The 16,422-nt window shown below is 51.1% G+C and carries 13 protein-coding genes; 6 read left to right on the plus strand and 7 right to left on the minus strand.

Annotated elements, in window-relative coordinates:
* Nucleotides 1-3 precede the first annotated feature (3 nt).
* The 3 genes from LCH85_11890 to LCH85_11900 all read right to left on the minus strand — a co-directional run bounded on the left by LCH85_11890 (nucleotide 4) and on the right by LCH85_11900 (nucleotide 1,750).
* Nucleotides 4-489, minus strand: coding sequence for a PaaI family thioesterase (locus LCH85_11890; protein MCA0352687.1), 486 nt, complete (start codon nucleotides 487-489; stop codon nucleotides 4-6).
* An 85-nt stretch (nucleotides 490-574) separates the two neighbouring features.
* On the minus strand, nucleotides 575-1,240 hold the full coding sequence (locus tag LCH85_11895; protein ID MCA0352688.1) for a pyrimidine 5'-nucleotidase: 666 nt from the start codon (nucleotides 1,238-1,240) through the stop codon (nucleotides 575-577).
* Nucleotides 1,241-1,453: 213 nt separating this feature from the next.
* Nucleotides 1,454-1,750 (minus strand): hypothetical protein, encoded by a 297-nt coding sequence (locus LCH85_11900; protein MCA0352689.1) that lies wholly within the window; start codon nucleotides 1,748-1,750, stop codon nucleotides 1,454-1,456.
* Between the two features lie 444 nt (nucleotides 1,751-2,194).
* Here LCH85_11900 and LCH85_11905 point away from each other — a divergent pair, with 444 nt between their 5' ends.
* Nucleotides 2,195-4,303, plus strand: a complete 2,109-nt coding sequence (locus tag LCH85_11905; GenBank protein ID MCA0352690.1) for a glycosyltransferase family 39 protein — start codon at nucleotides 2,195-2,197, stop codon at nucleotides 4,301-4,303.
* A 74-nt stretch (nucleotides 4,304-4,377) separates the two neighbouring features.
* On the opposite strand, the gene LCH85_11910 is transcribed toward LCH85_11905, so the two are convergent.
* Nucleotides 4,378-6,240, minus strand: coding sequence for an LpqB family beta-propeller domain-containing protein (locus LCH85_11910; GenBank protein ID MCA0352691.1), 1,863 nt, complete (start codon nucleotides 6,238-6,240; stop codon nucleotides 4,378-4,380).
* Nucleotides 6,241-6,427: 187 nt separating this feature from the next.
* Between LCH85_11910 and lysA the strand changes: the two genes are divergently transcribed.
* From lysA to rpoD, 3 genes are all read left to right on the plus strand, one after another.
* Nucleotides 6,428-7,759, plus strand: coding sequence for a diaminopimelate decarboxylase (gene lysA, locus LCH85_11915; GenBank protein ID MCA0352692.1), 1,332 nt, complete (start codon nucleotides 6,428-6,430; stop codon nucleotides 7,757-7,759).
* Between the two features lie 215 nt (nucleotides 7,760-7,974).
* Complete coding sequence (dnaG, locus tag LCH85_11920) at nucleotides 7,975-9,912, plus strand: DNA primase (GenBank protein MCA0352693.1); 1,938 nt, start codon at nucleotides 7,975-7,977, stop codon at nucleotides 9,910-9,912.
* A 15-nt stretch (nucleotides 9,913-9,927) separates the two neighbouring features.
* Entirely contained in the window at nucleotides 9,928-11,130 is a 1,203-nt protein-coding gene (gene rpoD, locus LCH85_11925; protein MCA0352694.1) for an RNA polymerase sigma factor RpoD, read from the plus strand.
* Nucleotides 11,131-11,267: 137 nt separating this feature from the next.
* Here the strand turns inward: rpoD and LCH85_11930 are convergent, their stop codons facing one another.
* On the minus strand, nucleotides 11,268-11,891 hold the full coding sequence (locus LCH85_11930) for a histidine phosphatase family protein (GenBank protein MCA0352695.1): 624 nt from the start codon (nucleotides 11,889-11,891) through the stop codon (nucleotides 11,268-11,270).
* A 152-nt stretch (nucleotides 11,892-12,043) separates the two neighbouring features.
* On the opposite strand from LCH85_11930, the gene LCH85_11935 reads away from it, so the two are divergent.
* On the plus strand, nucleotides 12,044-13,264 hold the full coding sequence (locus LCH85_11935) for an SH3 domain-containing protein (GenBank protein ID MCA0352696.1): 1,221 nt from the start codon (nucleotides 12,044-12,046) through the stop codon (nucleotides 13,262-13,264).
* 98 nt (nucleotides 13,265-13,362) lie between these two features.
* Nucleotides 13,363-14,544, plus strand: a complete 1,182-nt coding sequence (locus tag LCH85_11940) for an AAA family ATPase (GenBank protein ID MCA0352697.1) — start codon at nucleotides 13,363-13,365, stop codon at nucleotides 14,542-14,544.
* Nucleotides 14,545-14,595: 51 nt separating this feature from the next.
* Here the strand turns inward: LCH85_11940 and rsgA are convergent, their stop codons facing one another.
* Together rsgA and LCH85_11950 are read right to left on the minus strand one after the other, a co-directional pair.
* The gene (gene rsgA / locus LCH85_11945) at nucleotides 14,596-15,516 is read right to left on the minus strand and encodes a ribosome small subunit-dependent GTPase A (protein MCA0352698.1); all 921 of its coding nucleotides are present in this window, start codon (nucleotides 15,514-15,516) and stop codon (nucleotides 14,596-14,598) included.
* A complete protein-coding gene (locus LCH85_11950; protein MCA0352699.1) occupies nucleotides 15,517-16,416 on the minus strand; it encodes an ABC transporter ATP-binding protein in 900 nt (299 codons plus the stop codon). It abuts the gene before it with no gap.
* Between the last annotated feature and the right edge of the window lie 6 nt (nucleotides 16,417-16,422).

Genomic DNA, 16,422 nt, shown 5'->3' on the forward strand with positions numbered 1-16,422 from the left:
TGCTCACTCCTTGGGATAATTGATAATCGCAAATGTGCCTTGACCTAAAGCCAATAATTCGCCAGCTTCGTTGACCACCCGCCCGGTCAAAATGCCAAACCGTGTGGTGCGTTCGACCAATTCAGCAGTGGCGATGATTGTGCCAGCAACGATTGGCCGCAAGTAGTTAATTTTCAATTCGAGCGTGGCACAACCCAACGGGCGTTCGAGCGCTGTCCAAAACGCGCCACCCATAGCTGTGTCTAGCAGGCTATAGGCTACGCCGCCGTGAGCGATACCAGCCGGATTGTAATGGCCTGGGTCGATCTGCAACGAGCAGCGCGAGAAACCAGGCTGAACATCCTCATACACCACGCCTAAACTCCAAGTAAAGCCGGCTCCATGGGCTTGGTGCTTGCCTATGCGCTTGATTAACGTCAAGGCTAATTGCTGTTCACGCTCGTCCATGCGGGCCAAAAGTTGTTGGGTTTGCTCCAAAAGTGGGGTCATGGCAACACCTTAAATAAGCCTATGGGATTGCCATAGGCTTGTGATCGAAGTACATTTGTTGATTAATGTAGCATAGAATAATGCGTTAGGCCGCTAAATCGAGCGGCACACCACAGCGTTCGTGGATGGCCAAGGTGCCAGCCAATACATTCGGCACAATAATATCAGCAAAAGGATGTTGGGTACCAGCGGGTGCAATTAGCACGGTGGTCATGCCCAAGCTTTTGGCGGGAGCCAAATTGGCCATGGTATCTTCAAACAACACACAGTCATGGCCTTGAGCGTTCAGCGCAGTCAAAACCGTATGGTAAGCACTTAAATCGGGCTTGGCCAAAAATTCAAAGGCCCGAATATCAAAAATTTGCGCAAAATGGTCGTGCAAGCCCAACCGATTGAGCACGCGCACCGCATGTTCACGCGGTGAGTTGGTGAAAATCACTTTTTGTAAGGGCAAGGCTTGGAGCGCAACATGCAACGTGCCATCATCAGGCAACAGCACATCAAGGGTTAATTGATGAATAAATGCCAAATATTCTTCGGTTTCGACTACGCCGTGGTGTTTTTGTAAACCCGCTAAGGTTGTGCCATATTGCTCATAATAATGTTGGCGCAAGCGTTGGGCTTCCTCGCCTGCTAAATGTAAATGCTCTTGAAAAAACAACCCAATCCGATCATTAATCTGTTCCATCAGCCCCGATGAGTCAGCGTAAAGGGTGTTATCTAAATCGTACAAAGCAAAACGAAGCGTCATTGGAGCCTCCTTCGACAACATCAGTGCTGGTTGCAATACCTCAATAAATCAAGCGATCAGCCAAAACCTCAAATTGAGGGTTTTTCTAGTCTATCACGCAGATCAAGAGGCCTGTGTAAATGGCATGTTAAGAAATGGGCTTAGTTTGGCTAAACCTTTAGCTGTTGCGAGGAGTTGCACCATTGCAAATTGGGCTTTCCCGATAACGCTAGGTTAGGCGCTACAATCGCGCTCACCAAATAAATCGTGGAGTGATTGAGGATCGTTGGCGCAGGGGTGAGGGTGTTTGGCAAGATAACAATCGGGCATCAGCCAGGGTGGCAACAATTGCGTTGGCGCTAATTCGGCGTTCCAGCCAGCCGTATAGAGGGCATCAAGGGTTTCGTGATAGGCTTCAACCAACATTGGGCGACGAGCCGTGTTGGCAAAGCGCCACCAGTTCGCTAGCTCGGCCAAATGCTCAAGCAGCTCGTACTGGCGTTGATAGCTTAAATCGTATTCTTGCATCATGGGGTTGCTCCTTTGGGCTGGCCTCTCGCAACGAGAGGGGCTAGCGGTCAGGCTGAAAATCAAGCCACCGCCGATCATCAAATATCTACCTCCGCATGGTTGAGGGTGAACTATGGGGTGCAAACAAGGGTTGCATTGGGTATAGTACCCTACTTTTTAGCCAAACGACAACCTGATCACGTTCTAATATTTGGATTACCCGTCCAGTGACCCTAATTACTGATTATCACTACCAATTCCCCAACTTCGGACTCTTCGTGTTCTTCGCGGTTACAATTCGTTTGTCGCCTGACCTCTCCATTCGATAGCAAGTGCTATTCCGCCAGCGTTTCTTCATCGGTTTTTCAAAGGTTTGTGGTTTGTTAACGCTGATTTGGACAACAGCAACGAAGCTGAGTGCTCGCCACGAACAGTGTGGCATATGCGAAGGAAGGAACAAGCTTCATGAGTGCACTCTCGCTTGATCAGCAGGCCACTGATCACCCCCGTCAAGGTTTAGCTCGCTTGATTGATGCTTGGCCACGGTTGGCGTTGGCCTTGATTGTGGTTTTAGCGGCAGCTTTACGTTTAGCCAATTTAGGCGAATTGGGCTATGTCAATCATTATTACAGCGCTGGCATTACCAGTATGTTGCAATCGTGGCATAACTTTTTCTTTGTGGCGGCTGAGCCTGGGGCTGCGGTCAGCATCGATAAGCCACCAGTTGGGCTTTGGCTGCAAGCGGCTTCAGCTGCTATTTTTGGCGTAAATGCCTTTGGGGTGTTGTTGCCGCAGATTTTGGCGGGGCTTGGCTCGATCATTGTGCTGAATCACTTGGTGCGGCGCAAGTTTGGAGTAACAGCAGGTTTGCTGGCGGCCTTAAGTTTGGCAGTCACGCCTGTAGTGATCGCGACCGACCGCAATAATACGATTGATAGCCTGCTGATTTTCTGTTTATTGCTGGCGACATGGGCCTTTATTAAAGCCAGCGAAACCACCAAATGGCGCTTTTTGCTCTTGGGCGCAGTACTGATAGGCATCGGTTTTAATATCAAAATGCTCCAAGCCATCTTGCCCTTGCCCGCAATCTATCTGTTTTATATTGTCAGTACCAAGCAGCCATGGTGGCGCACAATCTTACAATTAGTGGTCGCAAGCGTGGTTTTTGCGGTGGTTAGTTTATCGTGGGCAGTAGCGGTCGATCTCACTCCCGCCGATCAGCGGCCTTATGTTGGTAGCAGTGGCGATAATTCGGTGCTCAGTTTAATGCTGGGCTATAACGGTTTGCAACGCTTGCAAGGCATGAATGCTGGTGGCGGAACTGCTGGTGGCATGCGGCAGCGTGGCAATGGTACATTTCCACAACGTGGTAACGGCAATTTCACGCCGCCCAATAATCAAACTGGGGCAAATCCTCAGCCTGCTCAACCAAACCTAGGCAATGGCAATTCCACCTCGCCTAACCAAACTAGCCCGAATGCAGGCCGTGGCGGTGGTTCTTCGGCAATTGTTGGCGGCAGCGAAGAGGGCTTTGATCGTTTATTTAGCACGCCACTGAGCAAAGAAGTTAGTTGGTTGTTGCCATTTGGTTTGGCTAGTTTGCTATTGCTGTTGGCACGCGGTGGCTTAGGCTGGCCGGTTGGAGCTAAACAGGGCGCAGCGGCACTTTGGGGCGGTTGGTTGCTGACCGCAATCATCTTCTTTAGCATTGCTGGTTTTTACCACGAATATTATCTGGCCATGCTGGCAGCTCCCTTGGCGGCCTTGGTTGGGATTGGCGCGGTCGAGTTTTGGCGCTGGTGGCAAGTCAATCGCTGGGCAGCGAGTGCCTGCTTAATGCTGGCAGTGCTAGCCAGTTTGGGTTTACAACAAACTACGGCCTTGGCGTTTGTCGAGTATCCGTGGTGGTTGGGTTTGAGCGTGATTATGGTTATGTTGGGTGTGGGGGTTTTGCTCTGGGCCAATATTCGCCAAATTCCACGCCTAGCCCAATTGGCGTTCAGCAGCTTGTTGATTGGCTTGTTGATCACACCTAGCATTTGGTCGGGCTATACCACCATGAACGCTAGTGACAATCAGTCGTTGCCAAGTGCCTATAGCGGGGTCGTTTCAGGGCCACCTAATAATGGTACTTTGACCGTCAATCAAGCCTTGATCGATTATCTGCAAGCGAATACCCACGATATGGAATATCTCATGGCCGTGCCAAGCTCGATGCAAGGCTCAGATTATGTGCTGGCAACGGGGCGGCCAGTCTTATATATGGGCGGCTTTATGGGCATCGACAATGTGCTAACCAAGGAGCAGTTGGTGACAATGGTAGCGAATAATCAATTGCGCTATATTTATTGGAATCGCAACGGTGGCAATGGCTTTGGGGCTGGCAGCAACAGCCAATCTGATATCTCAATCTGGATCAACAACTCCTGCACAATTGTAAATGGCTTTGATACCACTACTCAAAATAGTGGTGCGCCAGGTGGTACGAGCGCTCGTACCACCCAAACGACGCAGAATCGTGGTGGCGGTTTTGGGGCGATGCAAATTAGCCTCTACGATTGTGGCAATGCCTAAAATAACGAAGTAACAACTAACAAAAAACCCCTCTCCCGCATAAAGTGGGAGAGGGGTTGGGGTGAGGGGACGAATTATTGGCCCCAAACATTCCAGCGATCATCAGCGCTGTTGTTGGTCAATTGCGCTTGACCAGTGCCATCGGTGTTCATCACATACACATTCCAGTTGCCATCGCGGTTGCTATCGAAAGCGATTTTGGTACCGTCGAGTTTCCACGAAGGAGCACCATCTTCGGCACTGCTGTTGGTCAAACGGGTTTGGTTCGTGCCATCAGCATTCATCAAATAGACTTCGCTATTACCATCACGATTTGAAGTAAAGACGATTTTGGTGCCATCGGGCGAAACCCGTGGGAAGCCATTATCGCTGGTTGTGCTGTTGGTCAAATTGACCTTGTTGCGCAATTCGACCGATAGATATGGATAATCGTTGCTTGGTTGATCAGCCAACCAGTTCAGTTCGGCGCGATAAACATTGTATTTGGCGTTCGTGCCACAGTTCGAGGCCCAGTAGAGATAGCGACCATCAGCACTCCAGCTGGGGGTTTGATGTTCACAATCATCAAGCGTTACTTGAGTTTGGCTGGCCCCGTTGGTATAGCTCACAAAGATTTGAGGCTTACCTGAACGATCTGAGACAAAGGCCATTTTGCTGCCGTCGGGCGAAACCGAAGCGTTGTAATCGTTTGATGGAGTGCCAACATAGCCTTGGTAAGGCACACCTGGAGGGGTGGGCGTACCGTCGGTGTAGGTCACGCGGCTCATTGCACCATCAGCGCCAACCATCCAGATTTGGCGATTGCTGCCATTGCCACGGCGTGAATCGACGAACAATTTAACTTTGCTTGGGTCCCACGAACGTACCCATGAGTATGGCACGGTTTCCTTGCTATCGTTGCTAGCATACAACAATTGGCTGCTGCCATCGCCGTTCATGGCGTAGGTATCCCATTCGGCTCCACCATCACGCTTTGAACCAAAAGCAATTGGCAAGCTCGGTTCTGAGCTATTCCATGGTGTTCCCAAATGGCCGTAGCGCCATTGGAAGTAGTGTTGACCGACGTTGCCCATTTCGACTTGATAGGCGGCATCGTTGGTTGGGGTATAAGTCAAAATCCGCCGTTCAAACAATTGCACTAACAGATCTTTTTGCACGCCGCCAACTGTGGCTTTGACCCAGTAGGGATCACTAATTGGCAAGCCCATCGCGCTAGTCCAATCGACGATTGAGCCATTCGTGCGCTGACCATTGACAATAACTGGGCCAGTCCGATTCAAGAAATCCCAAAAGACTTGCGGAATATTGTGACCAGTTGTCGCGTTATAAACCACAATTTTGGTTTGATCTTTGTAGGCATCGCGTAAATCGTTGCGGGTTGATTTATTGCCCGATTTGTCGATCGCATCGGCAATCGATTGATCGCGGCGATCTGGATCGCGGTAGCCATTGTTGTTGTAGGTTGAAACTGCTGCAAACGAGGCATAGGTTGGCGAATTGCTGTTAGTTTGATAGCCATCGCCTGCAACTGGCACGCGGTCGGCGGCAGTCCGATAGGCGTTATCATAGGCATTATCGCCAGTTTTCAATTGACCTGATACCAATTCAACCACCAACAAACCATTGGTTACATCGGTATTACCGTTGATCCCATTGATTTCCATGCGAGCTTTATCGAAGTATTGCACGCGGCGCAGGCCATTTGGCGATTCACGGTAATATTCGTTATAATCAAACCACGGCCCAAAACCCCAATACAACGAGCGCCCATCACGAACCCGTGGATCATCCGACCGTCGCCAGACTTCTTCGAACTTGGGTGAGACAAAGGCTGAACGATTGGCCCATGGAGCAGCATTGGCATGGCCATTGAACAACGTACCAACCATAACTAAAGCGCTAAGTAGACCAGTTAAGCGAACCTTCAATCGAGACATTGCGACTTCCTCCTAAGCAAAAGAACCAGTTTCTCGATCCGTCATCTACGGCATCTGGGTCTTACTATACAATGGTCATTGTGCAAACCATATTGTACAGATCTGAGATATCTGTCATAAAAGCTTGTTAAACCTGATAAAGCCGATAGGCCTAATTTTCATCTAGCCAAGCCACGAGGATGAGCCAATGGAACACGCCGAAGTTCGTCGCATGCCCAATGCCCATGTTTGGCCAATCAGTGCCAGTGTTGTTCATGATCGCTTGCAGATTGCTGGTTGCGATCTGGTGGCGCTGGCGGCTGAATATGGTACCCCGCTCTATCTGCTGGATGCTGAAACGATTCGCACGATTGCGATGCGCTATAGTGCCGCATTACGCCATGCCTATGGCAGCAATGTCAGCATTCACTATGCCAGCAAAGCCTTGTTAAATGTGGGCGTGGCGCGATTAGTGCATTCCTTGGGCTTGGGGTTGGATGTGGTGTCAGGTGGCGAATTGGCAATTGCCCAACGTGCTGGAATGCCGCTTGACCATGTTCATTTGCACGGCAATGGTACACCACCAGCCGAATTAGCTCAAGCGGTCGAGGCGGGAATTGGCCGAATTGTGGTCGATAATCTTGATCAGCTTAAATTTTTGGCCGACTATTGCGCCAAACGCCCAACACCGCAAACGATTCTCTTGCGTATCGCGCCAGATGTAGCGGCGGGCGCACATGCCCATATTCGCACCGGAGCCGCCAGCGCTAAGTTTGGCATGCCACTTGATGATGGTACTGCTGCCGAGGCAGTGCGCTTGGCGTTACAAGCACCAGGCCTGAATTTGGTTGGGTTACACGCCCATATTGGCTCGCAAATGCGCGATTGGGCGGCCCTGCGCGAGATGATTGGGCGTTTGTTGGCCTTTGCCGATCAGCAACGGCGTGAGCGAAGTTGGCTTTTAACTGAATTCAGCCCAGGTGGTGGTTTAGCGGTGGCTTATATGCCCAACGAGCAAGCTGGCGATATCGAAACCTACGCCAATACGATTGCCAATGCTGTGCGATTGGGCTGCGAACGCTATCAGATTCCGTTGCCGCGCTTGATTATCGAGCCTGGCCGATCGTTAGTGGCGCGGGCTGGCGTGGCCCTGTATAGCGTGACTGGGCATAAAACGGTGGTTGGTGGTAGCGATTATTTGCATATTGATGGTGGAATGGGCGATAATTTGCGGCCTTCGTTGTACAATGCTCAGTATACCGCTGCATTAGCTGCTCGTCCTTGTGCTCCGCCGATTGCTCCTGTGCAATTGGCCGGAAGGTTTTGTGAGTCGGGCGATGTCTTAATTCGGGAAGTAGCGTTGCCTGCTGCCGAAGTTGGCGAGCTTGTGGCAGTGCCTGTCGCGGGAGCCTATACACTCAGTATGGCCAGCGCCTATAATGGCGTGCCACGCCCAGCCTTGGTTCTGTTAGATCGGGGCCAGGCGACGCTCATTCAACGCCGCGAAACCTATGCCGATTTGATGGCGCGGGATATTTGATTGGGGATCGGCAATTGGGGGTTGGGGATCGGGCTTTGGATGGTTCGTAGATCAATTCTTAGCTTAACGCAGAGGCGCGGAGAATGACTGACTCGCAGCTATCGAAATAATTATTGGGATGGGTAAGGGTAATTGGGATGGTATGAGTCACCGATCCCCAACCCCCAGTTACCAACAACCCATACACTTATGCTCTATGTTCTATGCTCTAAATTATGAACTCAGTTATTGACGATATCAAAGAACGCATTGACATTGTGTCGTTCATCAGCGATTATGTGCCGCTGCGTAAGGCGGGGCGCAATTGGGTGGGTTTTTGCCCATTCCATTCGAATACCCGCACACCAGCTTTTACGGTTTTTGCCGATAGTAATAGCTATCACTGTTTTGGTTGCAAAGCTAGCGGCACAATTTTTGATTTTCTGATGCAACGCGAGGGCATCGACTTCCCTGAGGCGCTGAATCAACTTGCGGCTCGCGCAGGAGTGCAATTACGCCAGCGCACCGCCCAAGATGACCAAGAAGATGTGCTGCGTTCGCGCATGTTGGAGTTGAATGCCGCCGCTGCTCGTTTTTGGAGCCATCAACTGTTGCAATCGCCCAAAGCGGCTCATGTGCGCAGCTATATCGAGCAACGTGGGCTGACCCCGCAAACCGTTGAGCAATTTCAGTTGGGCTATGCTAGCGAAGATTGGTCAAGTTTATTGGGCTATCTGCACGATCGCCACGGAGCCAATCCGAGTGAAGTGGCCGAAGTTGGTTTAGCCTTGGAACGTGAGCAGGGCGGCTATTATGATCGCTTTCGTGGGCGTTTGATGTTTCCAATTCATAATGCCAAGGGCCAGATTGTCGGCTTTGGTGGACGAATTTTGGGCGATGGTCACCCCAAATATATCAACTCGCCCCAAACCTTGCTGTTTGATAAAAGTAGCCTGTTGTATGGCCTCTTTCAAGCCCGCGAGACGATTCGCAGCACCGATAGCGTGGTGGTGGTTGAGGGCTATGTTGATGTGATTATGGCCCATCAAGCGGGCTTTCGCAATGTACTAGCGCCGATGGGCACAGCCTTGACCGATGTGCATGCCGGCCAACTCAACAAAATGACTAAGCGCATCACCTTGGCAATGGATGGAGATGCGGCTGGTCAATCGGCGGCCTTGCGTGGCTTGGAAACCTTGCGCGAAACGCTCGATACCCATGTGCGGCCTGTGCCAACTGCTTCGGGTATGTTGCGTTGGGAGCGCGAGCTTGATGCCACGATCAAGATTGCCCTGCTGCCTGATGGCCGCGACCCTGATGATATTGTGCGCAATAACCCTGAGGAATGGCGCTCGCTGATTGCCAATGCTCAGCCGTTGATGGATTTTTATCTAGCAACTTTGACGAGAGGCTTGGATTTGAATAGTGCCAAAGGCAAATCGGCAGCGGTCGAACGCCTTACGCCGTTGCTCAATCAAATTGCCGATCCAGTTGAAAAAGCCCATTATATTCAGCGGCTTGCCAACCAGATCAAGATCGATCAGCGATTAATTGAAGGATCAATTGGTGGCGACCAACCAGAGCGTCAGCGCAAACCAAACCATCGTCAAAGCCGCCCCGCTGCGCCACCGCCAGTTTTTTCAATCTTAGAGCAGGAGGCACGGCGCGAAGATTTTCTTTTATCGTTATTAATTCGCTTTCCCCAAGTGCAAGCAGTGGTCAGCGAACAACTACGTGATGATTTAGCCGCAGCGCCAACCCTGCGCGAGTTGTGGAGTGGCGATGTGAGCGAACTTTTTGAACGAGTCGAAAATCGTGTATTATGGGATCTGTGGCGCTCAGCCCAGGCGATGGCTACTCCCAATCCAATTGAATGGCTTGAAACGGTACCAGCCGAATTGCAAGCCCATGGCGAACGCCTACTTAATTGGGATCATGCTCCACCAACCCGTAGTTTCCGTGTGACTCGTGAGGCCGAGGAATGTTTGCGCCCGTTGCGCCACCGTTTAGGCAAGCGCTGGAGCGACCGCCTTGGTCAGATAATTGCCGCCGCCGAACCTGATCAACAGGAACGATTGCTGGAGCAAGCCATGGCCATACAACATTATTTGCGTGCGACTTCGGAACCGCGTCGCAGCAGCTATTTTCTTGATACCCGTGATTCGCTCAAATAATTAGAGGAGGAACAGATGGCTCTTGACGATGAAATCCTCGACTCTGAGCTTGCGGGTGATGAAACTGACGATTTTCCCGCTTTACGCACACTCAGCGATCTTTTAGCCACTGGCAAAAAACGCGGCTATGTTACGCCTGGCGAAATTCAGCAAATTATCGATTCGCAGCGTGACGAGGATAAGCAACTCGAAGAAATTCGCGATACCTTGCAAAAGGCCAATATTCGAGTCGAGGAAACTGGCGACGACGACGATGAAATTACGGTCAGCGAGAATCCTGAAGCCGATTTTTCCAATGAGGGCATCAGTGTCAACGACACCGTGCGCTTATATTTGCGCGAAATCGGCTTAGTGCCGTTGCTCAAAGGCGAGCAAGAGGTTGAGCTAGCCCGCGCCATGGAAGATGGCGATAAAGCCCAACAAGAGTTGATCGAGCATGATCATACGCTTTCGGATGCTGAACGCCTAGCCTTGCGCCGTCGGATCGATCGCGGCGAGCAAGCCCGTGAACACTTGACCACCGCCAACTTGCGTTTGGTGGTCAGTGTCGCCAAAAAATATATTGGCCGTGGACTTTCGTTGCTCGATCTGATTCAAGAAGGCAATGTCGGCTTGATTCGCGCGGTCGAGAAATTTAATTACACCAAAGGCTTTAAGTTCTCAACCTACGCCACTTGGTGGATTCGCCAAGCAATCACACGGGCAATAGCCGACCAAGCTCGTACCATCCGAATTCCGGTGCACATGGTCGAAACGATCAACCGTATGATGCGCACAGCACGACGTTTAACCCAAGAGAATGGCCGCGAGCCAAGCGATGAAGAACTGGCACAAGCACTCGATCTGACAGTCGAGAAAGTGCGGGCAATTCGCAAAACCTCGATGGAGCCTGTTTCGCTGGAAACCCCCGTTGGCCAAGAAGAAGATAGCCAGCTAGGCGATTTCTTGCCCGACGAAAAACTTGAAGCGCCTTCCGATGCAGCTTCGCATCAGATGTTGCGTGAACAAGTGGCGCAGGTACTCGATCAACTGACTGAGCGTGAAAAGCGCGTGTTGAAGCTACGCTTTGGGCTAGAAGATGGTACCCAACGCACGCTCGAAGAAGTTGGCAAAGAATTTGGCGTAACTCGCGAACGGATTCGCCAGATCGAGGTTAAGGCGCTGCGCAAACTGCGACACCCGCGCTTTGGCAAAAAACTCCGTGATTATCTCGAATAAATCGATTTAATATTAACCACGAAGAGCACGAAGAAGCTAGGGATCAGGGGCTAGGGATCAGGATTTGAAAGCATCCTGTTTCAAGCTCCTGATCCCTGACTCCAGTACCGATGCTCTATGCTCTATGTTCTATGCTCTCATTCTCCTTTGGCAAATACCCCATCAAGATGAGCGGCATCGTTAACCCGCAAGACTCGCCATTCATCACCGTGCGCTACAATCTCGACGAATGCGCCATTATCGAGCCATAAACGGCCAAAGTGGCGTAGCGGTGCGGCCAGCAAGTGGCAAACCAAAGCACGAATTGCGCCGCCATGTGAAACCGCTACCACGGTTTGACCACGGTGATTGGCGGCAAAATGCTCGAAGGCCTTGGCCATGCGCTGTTGCAACTCAGCATACGATTCGCCATTCAGGCGTTGGGTGCTATCGGGGTTAAGCTTGATCAATTGCATATGGTCGGGAAACAGATCGTGCAATTCTTCGGGAGTATGGCCGGCCCAATCGCCATCGTTGATCTCACGCAGATCGATTAATGGCTCAGGCGTAAGGCCAATCTGTTCACCAATGATGGTGGCGGTCTCCCAAGCACGGGCAATATCGCTGGCATAAAGATGATCGATTGCTAATTTTGCTAGGCGTTGACCAGCGCATAAGGCTTGTTCGCGCCCGCGCTGATTCAACGGAATTGGCAAATGGCCTTGATAACGGCGTTCAGCATTCCAGGCCGTTTCGCCATGACGAACCACGATCAACCGCATAAGACGACCTCGCTTGACACTAATGCTAGGCTATTGTATCAGAGCCAACACTTGGCTTCGTTGTCAAATCAATCTCTCCTCGCTATAATACGCCCTAAAGCGATAACTTTGCATTTTTTAGTAACCCACACTTCGTGGGGGAGGCGAGCCGAATGTCTCAAGTTGCCTTAACACCACGTTCTCAGCCAACGACTGTTTGGCAGTTACGGCGCAAAAAAGTCCCCGATCAACTTTCGTTGCCAGCTGATTATGTTCCAACTGACTATACGTCGTTGCCAACCCCCGAAGAACCCAAAAAAGGTGGTGGGCTAGGGATCATTTTGGTTGTGGTGGTATTGTTCTTGGTTTTGGGTGCAATCGCCTATGCTGTTTGGGGCCAAGGTGGTGGCGAAGAAGATCTGGTTCCAACTCAAGTTCCAACCACAGCCCTAACGATCGATCGTGCCAGCATGATTGTGAGCGATGGCAAATTGACGGCTCAAATCTCAATTACCACAGATGCCCCTGATAACAGCCAAGTGGGAGCGATCTTATTGGAAGATGGCCGCCCATTTGAGTTTTTTGAATCTGACGCAATGACCACAACTGTCAGCGGCGGCAAGGCTCGCTTGATTATTCCTGAAATGGAAGGCCACGAAGATGGCCGCAAATCGTCGGAATATACGGTTAAGGTGACAGTCGCTAGCGCCGATGGTGTTGCTTTGGCGACCGCTGATGAAGCGATTGAAATCAAGGGCGATGCACTTGATCGCTTCTTGGGCGATACCGCAGTAACTCCTATCGATGTAACCCCAACCACCACCGATCCAATTTCTGGCACGATGGTGCCAACACCTGCTGACGGCTCGACTCCAGTAACCCAAGTCACCCCAGTTCAACCAACTGCTGCACCTGGTGGCGTGCCAGTTCCGTTGGATAATGTGGTGATCAGCCGCCCAGGCATTGTCTACACCACGCCGTTTGGCCCGGCCAACCAACGTGGCAACGTAACTGCTGGCGAAATTGCGCGGATTGTCGTCAAGATGCCAGTCAATGGCGAAGTTTGGTATTTGGTGGCGATCAGCCAAAGTGGCCAATCGGGCTGGCTCAATAGCAGCCTGATCGACTTACCTGCAACTGAAGTCAACAAAATTACCCCTGTCAGTGGTGATGCACCATTTGCCGTAGCCTTCAATGGCGGCAATGTGCGCTCAGCACCTGGCGGCGATGTTTTGACCCAAGTTGATGCTGGGGTAAATGTCTCGTTGATCAACCGCAGCAGCGATAGCGCTTGGTTCAAAATCAAGTTACCAAACGGTAGTGAAGGATGGGTCGTTGGTCAGATCCTGACTATCAACCCTGCGGTATTAAATACCATCCCTGTAGCACCCTAAAAAACAGTACTAAGCATCCTTGACTCAGCAAAAACCCGTGGGATACAATAGTCTCACGGGTTTTGCCATGGTTGCCGTATCTGTCTTGGAGGTAAAGTATGGATGAACAGCAAAAAACACCGATCAGCGGTTCCATGCAACGAGCGGTGCGCGGTGATAAAAACCCACTCGATGCCGTTGAACAAGAATTACGCACCAGCGTCTTTGGCCAAAATCGTGCGATCGAAAGTTTAATTCGTGCCTTGAATCGTGCTCGCTTTGGCTTTAGTGCTGGTAGTCAGCAACGTCCACGCGCAACGTTGCTGTTTCTTGGGCCAACTGGCGTTGGTAAAAGTGAATGTGCTAAGCGCTTAGCTGCATTTTTACATCCGCAAGGCGGTGGGTTTCTCAAGCTCGATTGTTCGCTGTTTAGCCAAGGCCACGAAGTTTCGGCGTTGCTTGGCGCTCCTCCCTCCTACGTCGGACGCGATCAAAAGCCCTTGCTCGACCCTGAGTTGATCGAGCAAGAAAATGCAGTGATCTTGTTTGACGAAATCGAAAAAGCCACATCCGAGCTTTGGAATTTGTTGCTGCAAATCATGGAAGATGGCGAGATTACCTTGCTCAACGGCGGGCGCAAAGTTTCATTCCATCGCGCTATTGTTATCATGACCACGAATGTTGGCGCTCAGGAAATGGCAAATTATGTCTCGCAACGCACCATCGGTTTCCGCACACCCAATCGCGTCGTCGAATCGACTGGCCAACAAATTTATCAAATCGGCTTTGAATCGCTGCAAAAGGTCTTTAGCCCTGAATGGATCAATCGGATCGATGAAATTATCGCTTTCCGGCCATTAAGTAGCGATACATTACGTCAAGTCCTTGATCGCATGGTTGCCGAATCGAATGAACAATATCGCCGCCATGGCGTGGAAATTAGCTTAAACGAGGAAGCTCGCGATTATATTTTGCGCCGTGGTTTCGACCCACGCTTTGGCGCTCGCCCGTTGCGCTCGCGTTTGATGAAGGATATCGATGCTCCGTTGGCCGATTTGCTGGCTTCGGGCGGGATTCCCAGCGGGGCAAAAGTACAAATTGTGGTCTCGGAAGAAGAAGCCAAGGATGGCAATAACCTCGATTTCTTCTACGAGCCTGATGCAACCTTGGCAGCATTTGCCGCAGATTATGCGGCTAAACAAGAGCAAGCTCCGCCATCAGCCCGTGAAGTTGCTGGGCCACCATCACATACCCCTGGCCCATCGATTGCTCGCTCAACCGAAAACAACAATCGACGCTAATTATAGGCATAAAAACCCCCATCCCAAATCGCAGGGATGGGGGTTTTTGGTTTAAAAGCGTTGACTTGCGCTTTGTTCAGCGGTATGGTCGCGTAGTTTTTGGTAACTTTGATGACGGGCGCTGCTGATTTGGCCAGCCTCAACTGCGGCCAAAACCGCGCATTCTGGCTCGTGGGTATGGGTGCAATCGCTAAAGCCACATTGATCGATAAATGGCCGGAATTCGCGGAAGCACCATTCGAGTTCGTCTGGCTCCATTTGATAGAGGCCCAGCTCGCGAATACCAGGGGTATCGGCCACAAAACCACCAGCATGCAATGGCACCAATTCACCTGCCACCGTGGTATGCTGGCCTTTATTGACCGCATCGCTGACATCGCCAGTCCGCAAATTCAGGCCTGGCTGAATTGCGTTGAGCAAACTTGATTTGCCAACCCCCGAAGGGCCAGTAAAGGCCGAAATTTTATTATGAATCGCCTCTTGAACTTGCTCGATGCCTTGGCCAGTGCTAACGCTCGTGTAAAACACCGGATAGCCAATTTGCTCGTAGATGCCAAAGACCTTTTGCGGGCTATCGCTGGCTAAATCGCATTTATTGGCGATGATCGCTACATCGAGGTTATTGGCCTCAGCAATCACCAAAAAGCGATCGATCATGCGCACATGTGGCTCGGGGTGAGCTACGGCAAAGGTAATTAGCACAATATCTAAATTAGCAACAATTACTTGTTCAAAATGTGCGCCCTTGATGGCTGTCCGGGCAAGCTTGCTGCGCCGTGGGTAAATCTCTTCGACCACGCCTTCGTTGGGAATGGTTGGCGTGATTCGCACGAAATCGCCAAGCGTGGCGAGATCGCTATATTGTTTGGTTTTTTTGAGCCGCCCGCGCAGGGTGCAGCGCAAGGTTTCGCCTGTTTCGTCGAGTTTTACCCAAAAAAAGCCACTTTGGGCACGCATGATCGTTCCGTTCATTCACGCTCCTTCGATGCTGTGTTCAGCTTTGTCTTCATGATGATGCTCCATATAGTCTGTGTCTTCGTCCATAAAATCTTCGTCGGCCAACGATCGGCCTGTGAGAGTCATAAAAACGTCTTCCATGGTGGCGTTGGGCTTGCCAATTTGTTGGCCAATGCGATCTTTGAGACCTTGCGGGGTATCCAAAGCCACAATTTTGCCAGCGTCGATAATGGCGATGCGGTCGCAAAGTCGATCGGCTTCATCCATATCGTGGGTGGTCAAAAAGACAGTTGTGCCCGATTCATCACGCAAACGCCGCACAAAGCGCTGCACATCCGAGCGCGAACGTGGGTCAAGCCCAGTCGTTGGCTCATCAAGCAGCAGGAGCCGTGGTTTGGTCAACAGGCCACGAGCGATCGCAACTTTTTGCTGCATGCCGCGTGACATATTTTCCAGCGGCTCGTACAAGCGTTTTTCCTTCAAGCCCAGCGCCGCCAAAATGCGCACACATTCGGCGCGAGCATAAGCTGGCTTGAGATCATACAAACGGGCGGCGTACATTAAGTTTTCTAAGGCGCTCAATTTCTTAAAAAACGAAGCCTCAACGCTGACCCGATTGATTAAGCGTTTGACGGCTTTCTCATCGTTGCGCACATCGAGGCCAAAAACCTGAATCTTGCCCGAATCGGGAATAAGTAAGGTTGAGATCAAGCGAATCAAGGTTGATTTGCCTGAACCATTGGCTCCCAATAAGCCAAAAATCTCGCCCTCGGCCACATCGAGGCTAACGTGATCAACCGCGACGACTGGTGGCTTGGGGTTAGGACGCGGGCGACGAGTGAGCCAATGTTTGACTTCACTCGCGCCGAATTGTTTATAAATATTTGCTACCACTAAAGCAGGTGCTTGCTGCATTGGGAT

It is taken from the genome of Chloroflexota bacterium (genome assembly GCA_020161265.1).
In the GTDB taxonomy this organism is placed as follows: domain Bacteria; phylum Chloroflexota; class Chloroflexia; order Chloroflexales; family Herpetosiphonaceae; genus Herpetosiphon.